The organism is Microbacterium sp. cx-55 (genome assembly GCF_021117345.1).
Classification (GTDB): Bacteria; Actinomycetota; Actinomycetes; order Actinomycetales; family Microbacteriaceae; genus Microbacterium.
Genome location: NZ_CP088261.1, coordinates 2,181,071 through 2,197,358, shown reverse-complemented (window position 1 = coordinate 2,197,358; position 16,288 = coordinate 2,181,071). Strand labels below are relative to the sequence as shown.

General features: G+C 68.5%; 18 protein-coding genes. 8 read left to right on the top strand and 10 right to left on the bottom strand.

Annotation, left to right across the window (positions count from 1 at the left end; genetic code table 11):
- The first annotated feature begins 7 nt into the window (after positions 1–7).
- From LQ938_RS10410 to LQ938_RS10400, 3 genes are all read left to right on the top strand, one after another.
- Positions 8–553, top strand: coding sequence for a hypothetical protein (locus LQ938_RS10410; protein WP_223720657.1), 546 nt, complete (start codon positions 8–10; stop codon positions 551–553).
- Positions 554–698: 145 nt separating this feature from the next.
- Complete coding sequence (locus LQ938_RS10405; protein WP_223720658.1) at positions 699–1,871, top strand: low temperature requirement protein A; 1,173 nt, start codon at positions 699–701, stop codon at positions 1,869–1,871.
- Positions 1,872–1,978: 107 nt separating this feature from the next.
- A complete protein-coding gene (locus LQ938_RS10400; RefSeq protein ID WP_223720872.1) occupies positions 1,979–2,548 on the top strand; it encodes a LemA family protein in 570 nt (189 codons plus the stop codon).
- A 43-nt stretch (positions 2,549–2,591) separates the two neighbouring features.
- Here LQ938_RS10400 and LQ938_RS10395 read toward each other — a convergent pair whose 3' ends face one another.
- A complete protein-coding gene (locus tag LQ938_RS10395) occupies positions 2,592–3,866 on the bottom strand; it encodes a winged helix-turn-helix domain-containing protein (protein WP_223720659.1) in 1,275 nt (424 codons plus the stop codon).
- Between the two features lie 70 nt (positions 3,867–3,936).
- On the opposite strand from LQ938_RS10395, the gene LQ938_RS10390 reads away from it, so the two are divergent.
- A complete protein-coding gene (locus tag LQ938_RS10390) occupies positions 3,937–5,124 on the top strand; it encodes an AI-2E family transporter (protein ID WP_223720660.1) in 1,188 nt (395 codons plus the stop codon).
- A complete protein-coding gene (gene ilvA / locus LQ938_RS10385; RefSeq protein WP_223720661.1) occupies positions 5,121–6,347 on the top strand; it encodes a threonine ammonia-lyase in 1,227 nt (408 codons plus the stop codon). Before LQ938_RS10390 ends, ilvA begins: the two co-directional genes overlap by 4 nt.
- Before the next feature lie 16 nt (positions 6,348–6,363).
- Here ilvA and greA read toward each other — a convergent pair whose 3' ends face one another.
- Both greA and LQ938_RS10375 read right to left on the bottom strand, forming a co-directional pair.
- Positions 6,364–6,855 (bottom strand): transcription elongation factor GreA, encoded by a 492-nt coding sequence (gene greA, locus LQ938_RS10380; protein WP_223720662.1) that lies wholly within the window; start codon positions 6,853–6,855, stop codon positions 6,364–6,366.
- A 96-nt stretch (positions 6,856–6,951) separates the two neighbouring features.
- On the bottom strand, positions 6,952–7,344 hold the full coding sequence (locus tag LQ938_RS10375; protein WP_223720663.1) for a DUF4307 domain-containing protein: 393 nt from the start codon (positions 7,342–7,344) through the stop codon (positions 6,952–6,954).
- Between the two features lie 69 nt (positions 7,345–7,413).
- Between LQ938_RS10375 and LQ938_RS10370 the strand changes: the two genes are divergently transcribed.
- Positions 7,414–7,713 (top strand): hypothetical protein, encoded by a 300-nt coding sequence (locus LQ938_RS10370; protein ID WP_223720664.1) that lies wholly within the window; start codon positions 7,414–7,416, stop codon positions 7,711–7,713.
- A gap of 1 nt (position 7,714) precedes the next feature.
- Here LQ938_RS10370 and trhA read toward each other — a convergent pair whose 3' ends face one another.
- On the bottom strand, positions 7,715–8,428 hold the full coding sequence (trhA, locus tag LQ938_RS10365; protein WP_223720665.1) for a PAQR family membrane homeostasis protein TrhA: 714 nt from the start codon (positions 8,426–8,428) through the stop codon (positions 7,715–7,717).
- 98 nt (positions 8,429–8,526) lie between these two features.
- On the opposite strand from trhA, the gene LQ938_RS10360 reads away from it, so the two are divergent.
- Positions 8,527–9,312, top strand: coding sequence for an isoprenyl transferase (locus LQ938_RS10360; protein WP_223720666.1), 786 nt, complete (start codon positions 8,527–8,529; stop codon positions 9,310–9,312).
- 198 nt (positions 9,313–9,510) lie between these two features.
- On the top strand, positions 9,511–10,863 hold the full coding sequence (locus tag LQ938_RS10355) for a PhoH family protein (RefSeq protein WP_223720667.1): 1,353 nt from the start codon (positions 9,511–9,513) through the stop codon (positions 10,861–10,863).
- A gap of 318 nt (positions 10,864–11,181) precedes the next feature.
- Here LQ938_RS10355 and LQ938_RS10350 read toward each other — a convergent pair whose 3' ends face one another.
- The 6 genes from LQ938_RS10350 to LQ938_RS10325 form a co-directional block, all read right to left on the bottom strand.
- On the bottom strand, positions 11,182–11,838 hold the full coding sequence (locus LQ938_RS10350) for a response regulator transcription factor (protein ID WP_223720668.1): 657 nt from the start codon (positions 11,836–11,838) through the stop codon (positions 11,182–11,184).
- Positions 11,835–13,256, bottom strand: a complete 1,422-nt coding sequence (locus LQ938_RS10345) for a sensor histidine kinase (RefSeq protein ID WP_223720669.1) — start codon at positions 13,254–13,256, stop codon at positions 11,835–11,837. Before LQ938_RS10345 ends, LQ938_RS10350 begins: the two co-directional genes overlap by 4 nt.
- A gap of 74 nt (positions 13,257–13,330) precedes the next feature.
- Positions 13,331–14,725 (bottom strand): class II fumarate hydratase, encoded by a 1,395-nt coding sequence (locus tag LQ938_RS10340; protein WP_223720670.1) that lies wholly within the window; start codon positions 14,723–14,725, stop codon positions 13,331–13,333.
- A gap of 38 nt (positions 14,726–14,763) precedes the next feature.
- Positions 14,764–15,372, bottom strand: coding sequence for a carbonic anhydrase (locus LQ938_RS10335; RefSeq protein WP_223720873.1), 609 nt, complete (start codon positions 15,370–15,372; stop codon positions 14,764–14,766).
- A gap of 38 nt (positions 15,373–15,410) precedes the next feature.
- Positions 15,411–16,049, bottom strand: a complete 639-nt coding sequence (locus tag LQ938_RS10330; protein ID WP_223720671.1) for a DUF4245 family protein — start codon at positions 16,047–16,049, stop codon at positions 15,411–15,413.
- Positions 16,049–16,282 carry an exodeoxyribonuclease VII small subunit gene (locus LQ938_RS10325; RefSeq protein WP_223720672.1) on the bottom strand — a complete coding sequence of 78 codons (234 nt, stop codon included), beginning with the start codon at positions 16,280–16,282 and terminating at the stop codon, positions 16,049–16,051. The genes LQ938_RS10330 and LQ938_RS10325 overlap by 1 nt, the downstream gene beginning before the upstream one ends.
- Positions 16,283–16,288 lie beyond the last annotated feature (6 nt).

Below are 16,288 nucleotides of genomic sequence, written 5' to 3'. Positions count from 1 at the left end.
CTCTGACATGGACGTGGAGTGGGTCGCGGTTATCGCGGGTGGGGTGTCGGCGCTGGTCGCGGTCGTCGCCGTTGTCGTCGCGGTCGCGGCCAACCGCAGGGCATCCACGGCCAACGCTCTTGCGGCGAAAGCGAATGGGATCGCTGAGGCTGCAAACAGGATCGCTGTCGCTGCGAACCTGCGCGCGGACGAGGCTCACGATCTCCAACGTCTAGTAGACGATCGCGAGCGGGAATTTCGGGATGTCTCCTGGCGCGTTAGTTGGTCGCCGTGGGAGCACGAGAGCGGAATGCCAGCGTTACAGCTGACTAACACAGGGCTGACCCCTGCGAGGCAAGTGACTCTCGTGATCATCCTGCCCCGTAGTCAACAGGCGATAGATGTGGGTGATGTGGCGCCGGACCAGACACGAACCCTGGCGATTCAGTACGGCAGGCCCGGGCCAGCCCATCAGCACATCGAGCTCATACGAGATCCCGTGTACCGCATCCATTGGTCCAGCCCGCTTGGCCATCCGGAAGAAGTCCGTAATTCAGCAAACCAACTTGGCTAGGGCATGAAACTGCAGTCGATCACGGGCTCGCCCCTCATGAGCGGTCCATGATCTGACCGATCAGCAGGGAAGCGCACGTGGACTCGGCCGGTGCGTTCGATTTCGAGGCGCGCGAAACGTCGCGCCTCGACGCCATACTCAACCCATGCCCACTCCCTCTTCGCGCCACGCGGGCCTGCGCCGGATGGCGGCGCTGAACCCACGGGCGCCGCACCGGGTCGCGAGTCCGCTCGAGCTGCTGTTCGACCTCGTCTTCGTCGTCGCCGTGTCGCAGGCGTCGAGCACGCTGCATGAGCTGATCGTCGAGGGGCACGTCGGGCAGGGGGTCCTGTCCTACCTGATGGTGTTCTTCGCCGTGTGGTGGGCGTGGATGAACTTCACCTGGTTCGCCTCGGCGTACGACACCGACGACTGGCTCTACCGCGTCATGACGATCGCGCAGATGGGTGGCGTACTCGTGCTCGCGGCCGGCGTGCACGAGGCGATGGTTTCGTTCGACTACACGATCGTCACCCTCGGCTACGTGATCATGCGGCTCGCGATGGTGGGCCAGTGGCTGCGGCTCGCGATCTCCGACCCCGCCTCGCGTGCGACCGGCCTGCGCTTTGCCGCCGGCTACGGCCTCGTGCAACTGCTGTGGCTCGTGCGGCTCCTGGCCGATGACTCGGTGCAGTTCTGGACGTTCTTCGTGCTCATGGCCGCCGAGCTCTGCGTCCCCGTGTGGGCGGAATTCCGGCATCGCACGCCGTGGCATCCGCACCACATCGCCGAACGCTTCGGCCTGTTCACCCTGATCCTGCTGGGTGAGAGCCTGCTCGCCTCCACCAACGCGATGATCGACGCGCTCTCGGAGGGCGAGCACGTCGCCGAACTGCTGTGGCTCTCCGCATCCGGCGTTGTGATCACCGCGGCGATCTGGTGGATCTACTTCGCCCGCGAGCCGGTCGACCGACTGCGCCGCCCCCTCGACGGGTTCACCTTCGGCTACCGCCACTACGTCGTGTTCGCCGCCGTCGGCGCCGTGTCATCCGGAGTCGAGGTCGAGATCGACGCGGTCTCGGGCCATGCCGCGATCTCGGGCGAGAGCGCGGGGCTCGCGCTCACGCTGCCGCTCGCAATCTTCCTTCTCGCGGTGTGGCACGTGCTGCTGCGACGCGCCGTGTCGCGAGGCGTGACGGTCATCGTGCTGATCGCGACGGCCCTCATCGCCGCGAGCGGGCTGCTGCCGGTGGGGGAGTACGCGGTCGCTGCCCTGCTGATGGCCGGGGTCGTCGCCGCGGTCGAAGTCGATGCGGCGCGGAGACCGTCGCAATTGTGACGTTTATGCACAAGAATTGAGCGTTCGCTGGGTGCCCAGCCATCTCGCGGGTAGGCTCGCCGGGTCCGGCAGTACGATGAGGGCACTACTGAATGGAGCTCGCTTCTATGTGGGAATGGCTGATCCCCGTCATCATCCTCGTCGTCATCGTGGCGGTCGCGGGAATCTACCTGTGGGCTACCTACAACTCTCTCGTGCAGCTGAACGTGCGCGTCGACGAGGCCTGGAGCGACATCACCGTCCAGCTCAAGCGCCGCGCTGACCTGCTGCCGAACCTGATCGAGACGGTCAAGGGCTACGCGGCACACGAGAAGGCCGTGTTCGAGAACGTCACGCAGGCACGCGCCGAGACGATCTCCGCCGGCGGACCCGCGGATGCAGGAATCGCCGAAGGCCACATGCAGCAGGCCCTGAAGTCGCTGTTCGCCGTCGCCGAGGCCTACCCGCAGCTGCAGGCGAGCCAGAACTTCCTCCAGCTGCAGCAGTCGATCGTCGACACCGAAGACAAGATCCAGGCCTCGCGCCGGTTCTACAACGGCGGCGTGCGAGAGCTCAACACCAAGATCAAGGTGTTCCCCAACAACCTCTTCGCCCGCAACCTCGGCTTCCACGAGCGCGAGTTCTTCGAGGTCGTCGACGGCGCCGCAATCGCCGAGCCCCCGCGCGTCCAGTTCTGACGCATCGCATGCCGGTGTCTGACCGGCCACGCAACGGCTGAGATCAGCCCGGTTCTTCCGGAGCCAACTCCACCGGCTCCGGCCGCGATTCGTGGCGCTCGGCGCCCAGCGCGCCGGCGATCTCGTCGGCCGCGTCTCCCCATCGCGCGACGGTGATCGACTCGAGCCCCTGCCACGCTGCTGCCGCGCCCAGCACCTCGGCGACGGATGCGGCCGCATCCGCCGGACGCGACGGCTCCCACCACGCGGACTGCACCCGGAGCGTGGCCGCGGCGCGGTCGGCCTTGAGGTCGATCCGCCCCGCGATGCCGTCGCCGAGCAGGATCGGCAGCGAGTAGTACCCGAACCGACGCTTCGCCGCCGGCGTGTAGATCTCGATGCGGTACGAGAAATCAAACAGCCGCTCGGCGCGATCGCGGAACCAGACCATCGGATCGAACGGCGTGAGCACCGTGGCCGCGTCGATCCGGCGGGGCACGGCCGCATCGCGGTGCAGCCACGCCGCCAGCGGCCGCTCGCCGCGGGTCCAGCCTTCGACGCGCACCGGCTGAAGGACTCCGGCATCCTCCAGATCGTGCACGGCGACGCGGACAGCGCGCTGATCGCGGATGCGCCAGTAGTCGTCGAGGTCGGCGAGCGTGGCAACACCGTACGCCCGCGCCGCCCGCGCGACGAGCTCGCGGATGGCGTCGCCCCGCGGAACGCTCCGCCCGACGACCTCCGCCGGCAGCACGTGTTCGGCGAGGCCGTAAACCCGCTCGAACCCGCGACGGCCCGCGATCGCGACCTCGCCGGCGAACCAGAGGTATTCGAGGGCGCTTTTCACGCCGCTCCAGTCCCACCACGGGCCCCGCGGTGCCCGCACGGCGTCGTCTTCGATCTCTGCGGGCCGGAGCGGTCCGCGCGCGGCGAGTTCGCTCCGCACCCACTCGACGGTGCGGTCGTCGACGCCGAAGTAGTTCGAGCGCTCTTGACGCTCGCGGTTCGCCTGCATCCGGAACCCGAACACGGGCCGGTCTTCGGCCGCGACGAAGGCCGCCTGGTGCGCCCAGTACTCGGTGTATGGCGCCCGCCGGGCGAACAGGAGCCGGTCGAGGCTCGCGGTGTCGTACGCACCGACGCGGGAGAACAACGGCATGTAATGCGACCGCGCGAACACGTTGACCGAATCGATCTGCAACGTCGCCATCCGCCGGATCTCGCGCGACAGACGCCGCGTCGTCGCCGAACCCGAAGGCTGCGGCACAGGGGTCTCGCCGAAGCCCTGGGCGCGCAGCGCGACCCGTCGTGCCTCGGCCCGGCTCAGTGTCTCTCGCACCCGCCTCACCCTAGCCAGCACCACCGACAGCCCCACCGGACCGTGTCGCCGGCAGGCTTAGACTGGCGGGATGACCGATCCCGACGAGAAGCCTCGCGGATCGCTGCTCGACGCCCTACGCAATCGCACGATCACGACCGAGACGAGCTCTGCGGTGCCGAGCGGCCTTCGGCTCGCCACGGCCTACGCCTGGCGGTTCCTCGTGATCGCGGCCGCGATCGGAGTGGCGGTCTGGCTGGTGATCCAGCTCAAGCTGCTGGTGATTCCGCTCCTCATCGCCGTGCTCATCGCCGCGCTGCTCTGGCCCGGCTTCACCTGGATGCTGCGTCACCGCGTGCCCAAGTGGCTGGCGATCGTGCTCGCGCTGCTCGGAACCATCGCCGTCATCTCGGGCTTGATCTGGCTCGTCGCCTGGCAGGTGTCGCTGCAATGGGGCTCGGTGCGCGATCGCAGCGTCGACGCCGTCAGCGAGTTCCGCATGTACCTGATCGACGGCCCGCTGCACCTCACCGGTCAGCAGATCGACGACTTCCTGGGGCAGGGCGTCTCGCTCCTGCAGCAGCAGGCCGAGCTGCTCCTCTCCGGAGCACTCGCGATCGGCTCCACGGTCGGACACGTCGCCACCGGCGCACTGCTGACCCTTTTCATCCTCCTCTGCATCCTCGCCGACGGCGGCGGGATCTGGCGCTGGACGACGCGACTCTTCCCGAAGGCGGCGCAGCCCGCGGTCGACGGAGCAGCGCGGGCCGGCTGGGTGACCATCGTCAACTACGCCCGCACGCAGCTGCTCGTCGCGACGATCGATGCGATCGGCATCGGCCTCGGAGCCTTTCTGCTGGGCGTGCCCCTCGCCATCCCGATCGGCGTGCTGGTGTTCCTCGGAGCATTCGTGCCGTTCGTCGGCGCGGTGCTCACCGGGTCGCTCGCCGTGTTCCTCGCGCTCGTCTACAACGGGCCCTGGATCGCGCTCTGGATGCTGGTCATCGTGCTCGGCGTGCAGCAGCTCGAGGGCCACGTGCTCCAGCCGCTGCTCATGGGTTCGGCCGTGAAGGTGCACCCGCTGGCCGTCGTGCTCGTCGTCGCCGGTGGCGCGATGGTCGGCGGCATCCCGGGCGCACTGTTCGCTGTGCCGCTCGCCGCATTTGTCAACGTCGTCGCGGTCTATCTGTCGCGACGAGCATGGAAAACAGGTGAGGGGCCCGACCCCGAGTCGCTCATCTGGAGTACCGTCCCCCGACCGAGGAGGAACCGGGCGTGAACCTGCCCACTCTGGCCGACTTCGAGGATGCGGCACGCACCCTCGATGGCCTGATCACCCGCACGCCCGTCGACGAATCACACGTGTTGAGCGAACAGCTCGGCGTGCCCGTGATGCTGAAGATGGAGAACCTGCAGCGCACCGGATCGTTCAAGATCCGCGGCGCCGCCTACCGGCTGTCGCGTCTGACGGCCGAGGAGCGCGCGCGCGGCGTCGTGGCCGCGTCCGCCGGTAACCACGCGCAGGGCGTCGCTCTGGCCGCGCAGCGCCTCGGCATCCCCGCGACGATCTTCATGCCGCTCGGCGTGCCCGTGCCCAAGCTCCTCGCGACCCGCGGGTACGGCGCCGAGGTGATCCTCGAGGGCGCGACCGTCGAAACGCCGCTCCGGCTCGCGGCGGAGTTCGCGGAGCGCACCGGCGCGGTCATGATCCACCCCTTCGATCACCGCGACATCATCGTCGGACAGGGCACTCTGGGGCTGGAGCTCTTCGACGACATCGCCGACCTCGAGACCGTCGTGATCGGCATCGGCGGGGGAGGGTTCGCGGCCGGTGTGGCCGCATCCGTGAAGGCCCGCGCCGCGGCCGTCGGGCGGACGGTGCGCGTCATCGGCGTGCAGGCCGCCAACTCGGCGGCGTACCCCGCGTCGCTCGCCGCGGGTCACCCGATCGAGGTCGCCACGACCCCGACGATCGCCGACGGCATCGCCGTCGCACGCCCGGGCGATGCTCCGTTCGCGATCCTGCACGAACTGCTCGACGACGTCGTCACCGTCACCGACGATGACATCGCGCGCGCGATCCTGATGCTGCTGGAGCGGGCGAAGCTCGTTGTCGAGCCCGCCGGCGCAGTAGGCGTCGCCGCGATCCTCACCGGCCGCATCCAGGCCGCCGGGCCGACGGTCGCCGTGCTCTCCGGCGGCAACATCGACCCGCTGTTGCTGCAGCGCGTCGTCGCCCACGGGCTGGCCGCATCCGGGCGCTACATGACGCTGCGCATTCCGTTGCCCGATCGCCCGGGTCAGCTGGCGCGGGTGTCGGAGCTGCTGGCGCAGGTGGGCGCCAACGTGAACGAGGTGCTGCACACCCGTCACGGACAGGGCCTGCAGATCAGCGAAGTGATCCTTCAGCTGAGCGTCGAGACCCGTGGGGAAGACCACCGGGCCCTCGTGATCGCGACCCTGCGCGAGGCCGGTTTCGCGCCCACCGTCGTCACCGACTGAGCGTGGGCGCGGGCGGTCACTGGCCCGTGTAGGTCTCGACCTTCACGACCTCGACCGGGATCTCGCGTCCGTTGGGGGCGACGTACGAGGTCTTCGCGCCTTCCTTCAGGCCGAGGATCGCCGAACCGAGCGGCGATGCCTCGCTGTAGACGTCGAGCTCGCTGCCGACCGCGATCTCGCGGTTTCCGAGCAGGAACACCTCTTCGCCGCCGGCGACGACCGCCGTCACGACGGTGCCGGACTCCACGACGCCCTTCGAAGTGGGCGCTTCGCCGACCTTGGCCGTCTTCAGCATGGCCTGGAGGGTGCGGATGCGCGCCTCCTGCTTGCCCTGCTCGTCTTTCGCGGCGTGGTAGCCGCCGTTCTCCTTCAAGTCGCCCTCTTCGCGGGCGGACTCGATGCGCTTCGCGATCTCTTCGCGGCCGGTCGTCGAGAGGTGCTCGAGCTCGGCGACAAGCCGGTCGTAGGCATCCTGGGTGAGGAAGCTCACCGTTGCGTCAGTGGTCACGGGGCGTCTCCTTCGTGTGTGGGGCGCGCGTGTTCTCGCAGGCCCAAATCAAGACGCCCCGGCAATTCGCCAGGGCGTCGTCGTAGTGCCGACAGACTACGACACCCAGCAGTTGTTGACAAAACCTGTCGTCGCGGGCGCTGTCACGGGGATGGTCTCCTGGAAGGCCTGGGAATGATCGGCGGATGCGGCGTACTCCACGACCTTCCAGCCGACCACGCCGTGCTCTTCGTCCTGGGCCTCGAGCACGCAGGCGACCGCACGGCCGGCGGGGGCGGACACCTGGAAGGTGACGGTGACGGTGTGCTCGTCGACGAGTTCGAACCCGGTGGTGGACGCCTCGGTGGTCGTTCCGGAAGAGAACGCGAACCAGGCGGCGATCGCGACCGCGATCGCGACGCCGATCGCGGTGAAGATCGTCCAGAAGCGCGTCGTGCGACGCGGCCCCCGTCGTCCGTACCGGTCGTCGAGCATCTGCGCGGTCGTCATGTCATCTCGCATCGGGAATTAGGCTGGAGTCTCCAGGCTATGCGCTCCGGCGCGGAACGGGGGACACGCATGCGTCTCGAGGTGTTTCTACTGCCGGCGTTCGTCACGCCGACCCCGACCGGCGCGACCGTCGACCCCGACCTGGTGACCCCGGGCCCCTGGGGCTTCGCCATCATGGCGATCGTCGGCCTCGCCGTGATCGCGCTCGTGTGGGACATGCAGCGCCGCATCCGTCGCGGTCGCTACCGCGAAGAGGTGCGGGAAGAGCTCGATGCCGAAGAGAAGGCGGCGGCCCAAGGTGCGGCCGCATCCCGAGCCTCCGACGTCGACGACCAGGACATCGACCCCGACGCCGACAACACGCGCTGAGTCAGCCGTTGTACGCCGGCTGAAGGCAGATCAGCAGGCTGCCGGTCCAGTGGCAGAGGAATGCCAGCACCGTGCAGACGTGGAAGATCTCGTGGAACCCGAACACACCCGGCCACGGGTTCGGGCGCTTGATCGCGTAGACGACCGCGCCGAACGTGTACAGTAGCCCGCCGACGATGACGAGCACCATCATCACCACGTTCGCGGCGAAGAGGTCGGGCATGTACATGACCGCGGCCCAGCCGAGCAGCAGGTACAGCGCGACGTAGAGCAGTCGCGGCGCGTTCACCCAGAACACCCGGAACAGGATGCCGAGCGCCGCGCCGCCCCAGACGAGCGACAGCAGCAGCACCGACTTGGACGGCGGCAGCGCGAGCACCGCCAGCGGCGTGTAGGTGCCCGCGATCAGCAGCAGGATGTTCGCGTGGTCGATGCGCTTCAGGAGCAGCTTCGTGCGCGGCGGCCAGTCGAACCGGTGGTAGAGCGCGGAGTTGCCGAAGAGCAGCACGGAACTCAGCGCGAAGACGGCGGCCGCCCACTTCGCCGGCGCGCCATCGGCGACCACGACGAGGACGATCCCGGCGACGACGGCGACGGGGAACGTACCGGCATGGATCCAGCCACGCCACGTGGGCTTGACCTCGTCGGGGCCGGCATCAGCGGCTTCTTCGACGAGGGGGAGTTCGGGGACATCCGGAACGCGCGCTCGAGCCATGGGGATAGCGTAAACGCCCCGCCATGCCGGTGTCCGTACATTGCCGGGCCCGGTTCGACGGATGCGGACGCCGCGCCCGAGCGGAGTACCGTAAGGGTGTGAGCACGGGACGCGCGAGCGAGGGTCGGGGGCCGCTGTACCGGCTGTACAGCAACCGGCTTCGGCGACAGATCGCGGCGCAGACCGTCCCGGGGCACGTGGCGATGATGATCGACGGCAACCGTCGGTGGGCGCGTCAGCTCGGCTACGACTCCGCCGCCCACGGGCATCGCGCCGGCGCCGCCAAGATGCGCGAGTTCTTGCGCTGGTGCGACGACCTCGGCGTGCGCGTGGTGTCGCTGTATCTGCTGTCGACCGACAACCTCACCAAGCGCGACTCGAAAGAGCTGTCCGATCTCATCCAGATCATCGCGGAGCTCGCCGATGAGCTCTCGCACGAGCGCGACTGGCGCGTGCAGCACGTGGGGCGATCCGACCTCCTCCCCGCCGACCTCGCCCGTGTGCTGGCCGACACCGAGGCGCGCACGGCCGCGCACACGGGTCTCCACGTCAATCTCGCGGTCGGGTACGGCGGACGGGGCGAGATCGTGGATGCGGTGCGCAGCATCATCACGAAGCACGACGAGAGCGGCGGCTCGCTCGAAGAGCTCGCGGCGAGCCTCACTCCCGAGCAGATCGGTGAACACCTCTACACTGGAGGCCTGCCCGACCCCGACCTCGTGATCCGCACCTCGGGGGAGCAGCGACTGAGCGACTTCCTGCTGTGGCAGTCGGCGCACAGCGAGTTCTACTTCGTGGAGGCGCTCGGACCCGACCTCCGCGAGGTCGACTTCCTCCGCGCGGTCCGTGATTTCTCGTCGCGCGACCGCCGCTTCGGCAGCTGATCCCGCGCGGATCGCCCTCCGGATTTGTTCACGAATCCGTAACGCGACACGCCCGGCGTCGGGTGGCAGCTCCGACGGGCCGCGACGTACGTTTCTCACATCGGGCAAGGCGCCCGACCGGGTCGGCCGCAGGATGCGATCCGCAACCCACGGTCGACGCGAGTGACACCGGGAGAGATCCCAGGGTGGGAGCGGGTTGTGACCACACGAGCACTAACCGAGCAGCAGGCCATCGACCTCGAGAGCGCAGATCAGGAAACTGATTTGCGCTCTTATGTTTTGGACACGTCCGTTCTCCTCAGCGATCCCCGGGCGTACTTCCGCTTCGCGGAGCACTCCGTCGTGATCCCGGTCGTCGTCATCACCGAGCTCGAGGCCAAACGCCATGACCCGGAACTCGGGTACTTCGCCCGACAGGCCCTCCGTCACCTCGACGAACTCCGTGTGGAGAACGGCCGACTCGATTTCCCGGTGCCGGTGGGCGAGGGCGGGTCGCTCCGCGTCGAACTGTCGAACACCGACCCCACGGTGCTCCCGGCCGGCATGCGCCTCGGCGACAACGACACCCGCATCCTCGCCGTCGCGATGCATCTCATGCAGGACGGCCAGCACGTCACGGTCGTCTCCAAGGACCTGCCGATGCGGGTGAAGGCCGCATCCCTCGGTATCGAGGCGGAGGAGTACCTCGCCGAGCAGGCCGCCGATTCGGGCTGGACGGGCATCGCGAACGTCGACCTGTCGGGCGACGAGATGAGCGACCTGTACGAGACCGAGGTCGCCCTCAGCGAAGAAGTACGCGGACTCCCGATCAACACCGGCCTCATCATCCACTCGGAACGCGGCTCGGCGCTCGGCCGGGTGAGTGGCGACGGCGAGTTCACGCTCGTGCGGGGCGACCGTGACGTCTTCGGTCTCCACGGCCGCTCGGCGGAGCAGCGGATCGCGATCGACCTGCTGCTCGACCCCGAGGTGGGCATCGTCTCGCTTGGCGGACGCGCCGGCACGGGAAAGTCCGCGCTGGCCCTCTGCGCCGGTCTGGAAGCCGTGCTGGAGCGTCAGCAGCAGCGCAAGATCATCGTCTTCCGGCCGCTGTTCGCGGTCGGAGGGCAGGAGCTCGGATACCTCCCCGGCGACGCTGCGGAGAAGATGGGCCCCTGGGGTCAGGCGGTGTTCGACACGCTCGGCTCGGTCGTCTCCGGCAACGTGCTGGAGGAGATCGTCGAACGCGGACTGCTCGAAGTGCTGCCGCTCACGCACATCCGTGGCCGGTCCCTGCACGACGCGTTCGTGATCGTGGATGAGGCGCAGTCGCTCGAGCGGAACGTGCTGCTGACGGTTCTCAGCCGCATCGGTCAGAACTCGCGCGTCATCCTCACCCACGACGTCGCCCAGCGCGACAACCTGCGCGTGGGACGCCACGACGGCGTCGCGTCGGTCATTGAAACGCTCAAGGGGCACGGACTCTTCGGGCACGTCACGCTGACGCGGTCGGAGCGCTCGGCGATCGCGGCGCTCGTCACCGGACTGCTCGAGTCGAACGAACTGTCGTGACGTCGGTCAGGTGAGGGCGAATGAGAGCTTTCTCACCGTCGGCTCCTCTCGCTCTCACCTGGCCGGGTCACCATGGAGTCCTTGGATGACAGGACAAGGTCATCCATCGCCCGTCGGATTCTCGAGTTCCGCGGGCGGATAAGAGAGATACGTCGACGCCGATTCCCCCCGGTGAGGTGGCGACGATCGCGAGTTCGGGTCTCGTGTATCTCTACAGCCCCCGGCGTCCCCCAGCGCCGGGGGCTTCTTCGTGCGCGCGGAAGACGCCGCGGGCGTGCAGCGGCAGCAATTCGCGGTGGTGTCTCCCGGCCGCGGTGCTTACTCCCAGCGATACCCGGCGCCGCGCACGGTCGCGATGCGATCGTGGCCGAACTTGGCGCGCAGGTAGCGCACGTATACGTCGACGACGTTTGACCCCGGGTCGAAATCCAGACCCCACACGCGGCTGAGCAGCTGCTCCCGGCTGAGTACCTGTCCGGGGTGGCGGAGGAACTGCTCGGCGAGGGCGAACTCGCGGGCGGACAGGTCGACCTCGCGGCCGGTGACGGTCGCCCGTCGCGACAGGACGTCGAGCGTGACGTCGCCGTGCACGATCGCGATGCTGCCGGTGGCGACGTTCTCACGCAGCCGAGACCGCACCCGGGCGAGCAACTCGTCGAACTTGAACGGCTTCGGCACGTAGTCGTTCGCGCCCGCGTTGAGGCCATCCACCGTGTCGCGGGTGCTGCTGCGGGCGGTCAGCATGATCACCGGAAGGTTCGACCCCTGCCCGCGCAGATGCCGCAGCACCTCAAAGCCGTCGAGGCCGGGCAGGCCGACGTCGAGCAGCAGCAGGTCGGCGTCGCCCGACAGGGCACGGTCCAGGGCGTCGTCACCGGACTCGACCACCTCGGCCGCGAATCCGGCCGACTCGAGACCGCGGCGGACGAACGAGGAGATCCTCGGTTCGTCTTCCGCGATGAGGATGAGTGTCATGTGGTGGCCTCTCGCTGCAGCACGACGTCGCCGGCGCGCACGGGTGTGGGAATGACGGATGCGGAGCTGTGCTGCCCCGTGGGAACGTGGATCGTGAAGGTCGCCCCGCCCCCGGGGGTGTCGGTGACGGCGCACGACCCGAGGTGCGCCTGCGCGATCGTCTCGACGATCGCGAGGCCGAGCCCGGATCCCTCGATGCTGCGATTCGTGTCGACCCGGGCGAATCGCTGGAAGATCCGTCGCCGCGCAGCGGGCGGGATGCCCGCACCGTGGTCGCGCACCCACAGTCGCGCCTCGTTCCCGTCGAGATCACTGCCGATCTCGATGGGGGAGTTGGTGGGTGTGTACTTCGCCGCGTTGTCGGCCAGCTGCAGCCACGCCTGGGTCAGGCGGTCCGCATCCCCGACGACGACCCCGCGCCCGCGGGCCGTGATGGTGAACGGATGCCCGGGGATCGCGGAGGCCAACTCGCCGATGCGGTCGGTCAGCATCCCGACGTCGATGGGACGCATTTCGAACTGATCGCCCTGCGCCGACGACAGCAGGTCGATGTCGTCGACGAGTCGTGTCATCCGGTCGAGTTCCGAGATGCCGAGTTCCCGGATGCTGACGACGTCGCTGCGGTCGTCGACGTCCATCATCTCGAGGTGCCCGCGCACGATCGTGATCGGGGTCTTGAGCTCATGGCGGATGTCGTCGAGGAGTTGGCGCTGGCTGCTGACCGAGGACTCCAGCCGGTCGAGCATCGAGTTCATCGTGCGCGACAGATCGGCGAATTCATGGTCGCCGCTCTCGGGCACGCGAGTGCCGAGATCGTCGAAGGAGACCGCATCCGCCGCCTCCCGCATCTGGCGGATCGGGGAGAGCAAACGCCCGGTGAGGAACCAGCTCGCGACTCCGGTGGCGGCCATGACCAAGACCGCGGCGATGACGTAGGTCATGATGGCTGAGGCGACCGGCGACAGTTCCACATCGAGCGCCACAGCCCGCAGATAAACGGCCTGCGTGGGGTCGCCCGCCACCTCCACCGGAAGCGCGATGTACCGCACGTCGCCGTGCTCGGTGCGGACGGTGCCGAGCACGGCACCGTCGCCGCCGATCGACGCGCGCCCCGCATCCTGCAACGCGGTCGACTCCATCGAGACGAACCCATTGCCGCCGTAGGGACTCACCTCGGAACCGTCGCTCAGTAGACCGATCACGCCCTCGTTCTCGGCGGTGAGGAAGCCCGAGACGATGCTCTCGACGTAAGCGCTCGTGGAGCCGTACCCCTGTGCCGAACGCAGCGCCGAGATCTTCTGGACGAGCCGCTCATCGATGTCGTCCATCGTGCGCGAATACTGGATCGAGAACGTGACGGCGCCCGCGACGATCAGCCCGACGCACGCCACGACGAGGATTGCCCCCAGTGTCTTCACGCGCGCCGAGAACATTCTCGGCGATTGACTCACGATCCGATTATGGCGCGGTCGGGGCGGGCCTGACGACCGGGTTAGCCCGGGTGCGTCATGGAGAGCAGATCGAGCTTCTCGTCGAGCTGCTCCGCGGTGAGTTCACCGCGTTCGAGGTACCCGAGATCGACGACCGCCTCGCGGACGGTGATGCCCTCGGCGACCGCGTGCTTGGCGATCTTCGCGGCGGCCTCGTAGCCGATCAGCTTGTTGAGCGGCGTCACGATCGAGGGCGACATGCCCGCGTACGACGCAGCCCGCTCGAGGTTGGCCTCGAGGCCCGTGATGGTCTTGTCGGCGAGCACGCGAACCGTGTTGGCGAGCAGCCGGATCGACTCGAGGAGCGCGGTACCCATGACCGGGATCGCGACGTTCAGTTCGAACGACCCGGATGCGCCGGCCCACGCGATCGTCGCGTCGTTGCCGATCACGCGCGCGCAGACCATGAGCGTGGCCTCGGGCACTACGGGGTTGACCTTGCCGGGCATGATCGATGACCCGGGCTGCAGGTCGGGGATGTGCAGTTCGCCGAGACCCGTGTTCGGGCCCGAGCCCATCCAGCGCAGATCGTTGTTGATCTTCGTGAGCGAGACGGCGATCGTGCGGAGAGCACCGGAGGCCTCGACCAGACCATCACGGTTGGCCTGCGCCTCGAAGTGGTCTTTCGCCTCGGTGATAGGCAGCTCGGTCTCGGCGACGATCAGCTCGAGCACGCGCTGCGGGAAGCCGTTCGGCGTGTTGATGCCGGTGCCGACCGCGGTGCCACCGAGCGGCACCTCGGCCACGCGCGGGAGGACGGACTGCACGCGCTCGATGCCGAGTCGGATCTGCCGTGCGTAGCCGCCGAACTCCTGCCCGAGGGTGACCGGGGTCGCGTCCATCAGGTGCGTGCGACCGGACTTGACCGCATCCTTCCAGAGCTCGGCCTTCGCTTCGAGGGCGACCGCGAGGTGGTCGAGTGCCGGGATCAGATCGTCGATGAGCTCCTGCGTCGCGGCGATGTGCACCGAGGTCGGGAAAACGTCGTTCGAGGACTGCGATGCGTTGACGTGGTCGTTCGGGTGCACCGTGTCGCCGAGGTCGGCGGTCGCGAGAGTCGCGAGCACCTCGTTCATGTTCATATTCGTCGAGGTGCCGCTGCCGGTCTGGTAGACGTCGATCGGGAACTGATCGGCGTACTCACCGGCGATGATGCGATCGGCGGCGCGTGCGATCGCGTCGGCGATGCGTGCGTCGAGGGTGCCGAGCGCCTTGTTGGCGTGAGCTGCGGCCTTCTTGATACGCGCGAGCGCGACGATCTGGGCCGGGGCGAGCACGTCGCCCGAGATCGGGAAGTTCTCCACCGCACGCTGCGTCTGCGCTCCGTAGAGGGCGGATGCGGGAACCCGCACCTCTCCCATCGTGTCGTGCTCGATGCGGTACTCGATCTCAGCCACGTGGTGTCTCCTCTGACGTTTCTGCGGTGGATGGTGGGTCAGGCGGCCGCGTCGTCTGCGGCGCCGACGATGAAGTCCGGCACGGCTTCGCCTTCGGCGAGCCGGTAGTTGACCGCGACGATCGCGAGGCGACCCTCGGCGACGGCCGCGCTGATGAGCTCGGACGAATGCAGCAGTTCGTTCACGGTATCGCGGAGGTGTTCGCGGCCGACCTGCTCGGCGTTCACCGTCAGGGCGTTGGTGCCGCCGGTGACCTGCACGCGGCGGACGGCCGGCACGATCGGCGCGATCTGGCGCCAGATGCGCGCGGGAAGGGCGGGGGCGTCCGGGGACGTGCTGTCGATCGCGGCACGGACGGCGCCGCACTCGTCGTGACCGAGCACGACGATCAACGGGGTGCCGAGCACCTCGACGGCGTACTCGAGGCTGCCGACGACCGAGTCCGACATGACCTGCCCGGCGTTTCGCACGACGAACAGGTCGCCGAGTCCTTCGTCGAAGATGATCTCGGCGGCGAGCCGCGAGTCCGAGCAGCCGAACAGCGCCGCGCGGGGGCGCTGCCCGCCGGCGAGCTCATGACGACGGTCGACGTCCTGGCGCGGGTGCCGCGGGGTTCCGGCGACGAAGCGCGCGTTGCCCTCGAGCATCTCGGTCCAGACCTGGCGCGGGCTCGGGTTGTTCTCGGTCACGGTGACTCCTCGCGCAGTGCGGTGATCTGGTCGGTGAGGGACGACGCGACGGATGCGGCGGTGTCGGCATCCGTGTTGCCGTAGATCAGGATCTGATCGGAACCGGCGCTCGTCGCGAGGGCGAGGGAGATGTTGCCCGCGCGCGACGGGTTGCTGATCTCGTAGCGGTCCCAGGTGATGCCGTCGATCGTGTCGGTGCCGTCCGGCGTCTCACCGGAGAGCGTGCGCGAGGCCCACGCGGGGTCGGGGTCGAAGGCCTGCGCGACGCGCAGACCGTTCGTGTCGCCGAACGCGTAGACGATCGTGAAGGCCGACACGTCGTCGCCCTCGAGCTGCGCGGCGTTGACACTCCAGTCGTCGGGAACGTCGGGGACGATGACGGGACGCTCGTAGGCGGCGGAGATGCGCTGCGCGACCTCGGCCACATCGATCGGGTCCGGCGCGACCGGCGTGCCGCGCGGCACGCCGAAGAAGACCATGGCGACCACGACGAGCGTCGCGATCAGGGCGGCGATGAGGTTCCGGAAGGTCTGGCTGGACCGGTAGATGCGAGATGACTCGGCCTTGCGCGCCGCGGTCTCATCGGGTGTCTCGGGACGACCGAGCTCTGCGACCACCCGGTCGGAACGTGCCATCAGGCGTCGCCCTCGGCGACATTTCGTGCCGCGTCGAGGCGCCGCTTCGCGCCGAGCAGCCATTCCTCGCAGCGTGCGGCGAGGGCCTCGCCCCGTTCCCACAGGGCGAGCGAGTGTTCGAGAGTCGGCGCGCCCTGCTCGAGTTCGGCGACGACCGTGACCAGTTCGTCGCGGGCCTGCTCGAACGAGAGGGTCGAGACGTCGGCGACGGCGCTCTCCTCCGGGACGGACATGGCTCC

Bases quoted from the DNA above. Each gene is read 5' to 3' on its own strand.
- LQ938_RS10405 (WP_223720658.1), top strand. From the start codon at position 699: ATGCCCACTCCCTCTTCGCGCCACGCGGGCCTGCGCCGGATGGCGGCG.
- LQ938_RS10400 (WP_223720872.1), top strand. From the start codon at position 1,979: ATGTGGGAATGGCTGATCCCCGTCATCATCCTCGTCGTCATCGTGGCG.
- LQ938_RS10370 (WP_223720664.1), top strand. From the start codon at position 7,414: ATGCGTCTCGAGGTGTTTCTACTGCCGGCGTTCGTCACGCCGACCCCG.
- LQ938_RS10410 (WP_223720657.1), top strand. From the start codon at position 8: ATGGACGTGGAGTGGGTCGCGGTTATCGCGGGTGGGGTGTCGGCGCTG.
- LQ938_RS10350 (WP_223720668.1), bottom strand. From the start codon at position 11,838: ATGACACTCATCCTCATCGCGGAAGACGAACCGAGGATCTCCTCGTTC.
- LQ938_RS10330 (WP_223720671.1), bottom strand. From the start codon at position 16,049: ATGGCACGTTCCGACCGGGTGGTCGCAGAGCTCGGTCGTCCCGAGACA.
- LQ938_RS10390 (WP_223720660.1), top strand. From the start codon at position 3,937: ATGACCGATCCCGACGAGAAGCCTCGCGGATCGCTGCTCGACGCCCTA.
- LQ938_RS10325 (WP_223720672.1), bottom strand. From the start codon at position 16,282: ATGTCCGTCCCGGAGGAGAGCGCCGTCGCCGACGTCTCGACCCTCTCG.
- LQ938_RS10335 (WP_223720873.1), bottom strand. From the start codon at position 15,372: ATGCTCGAGGGCAACGCGCGCTTCGTCGCCGGAACCCCGCGGCACCCG.
- trhA (WP_223720665.1), bottom strand. From the start codon at position 8,428: ATGGCTCGAGCGCGCGTTCCGGATGTCCCCGAACTCCCCCTCGTCGAA.
- LQ938_RS10375 (WP_223720663.1), bottom strand. From the start codon at position 7,344: ATGACGACCGCGCAGATGCTCGACGACCGGTACGGACGACGGGGGCCG.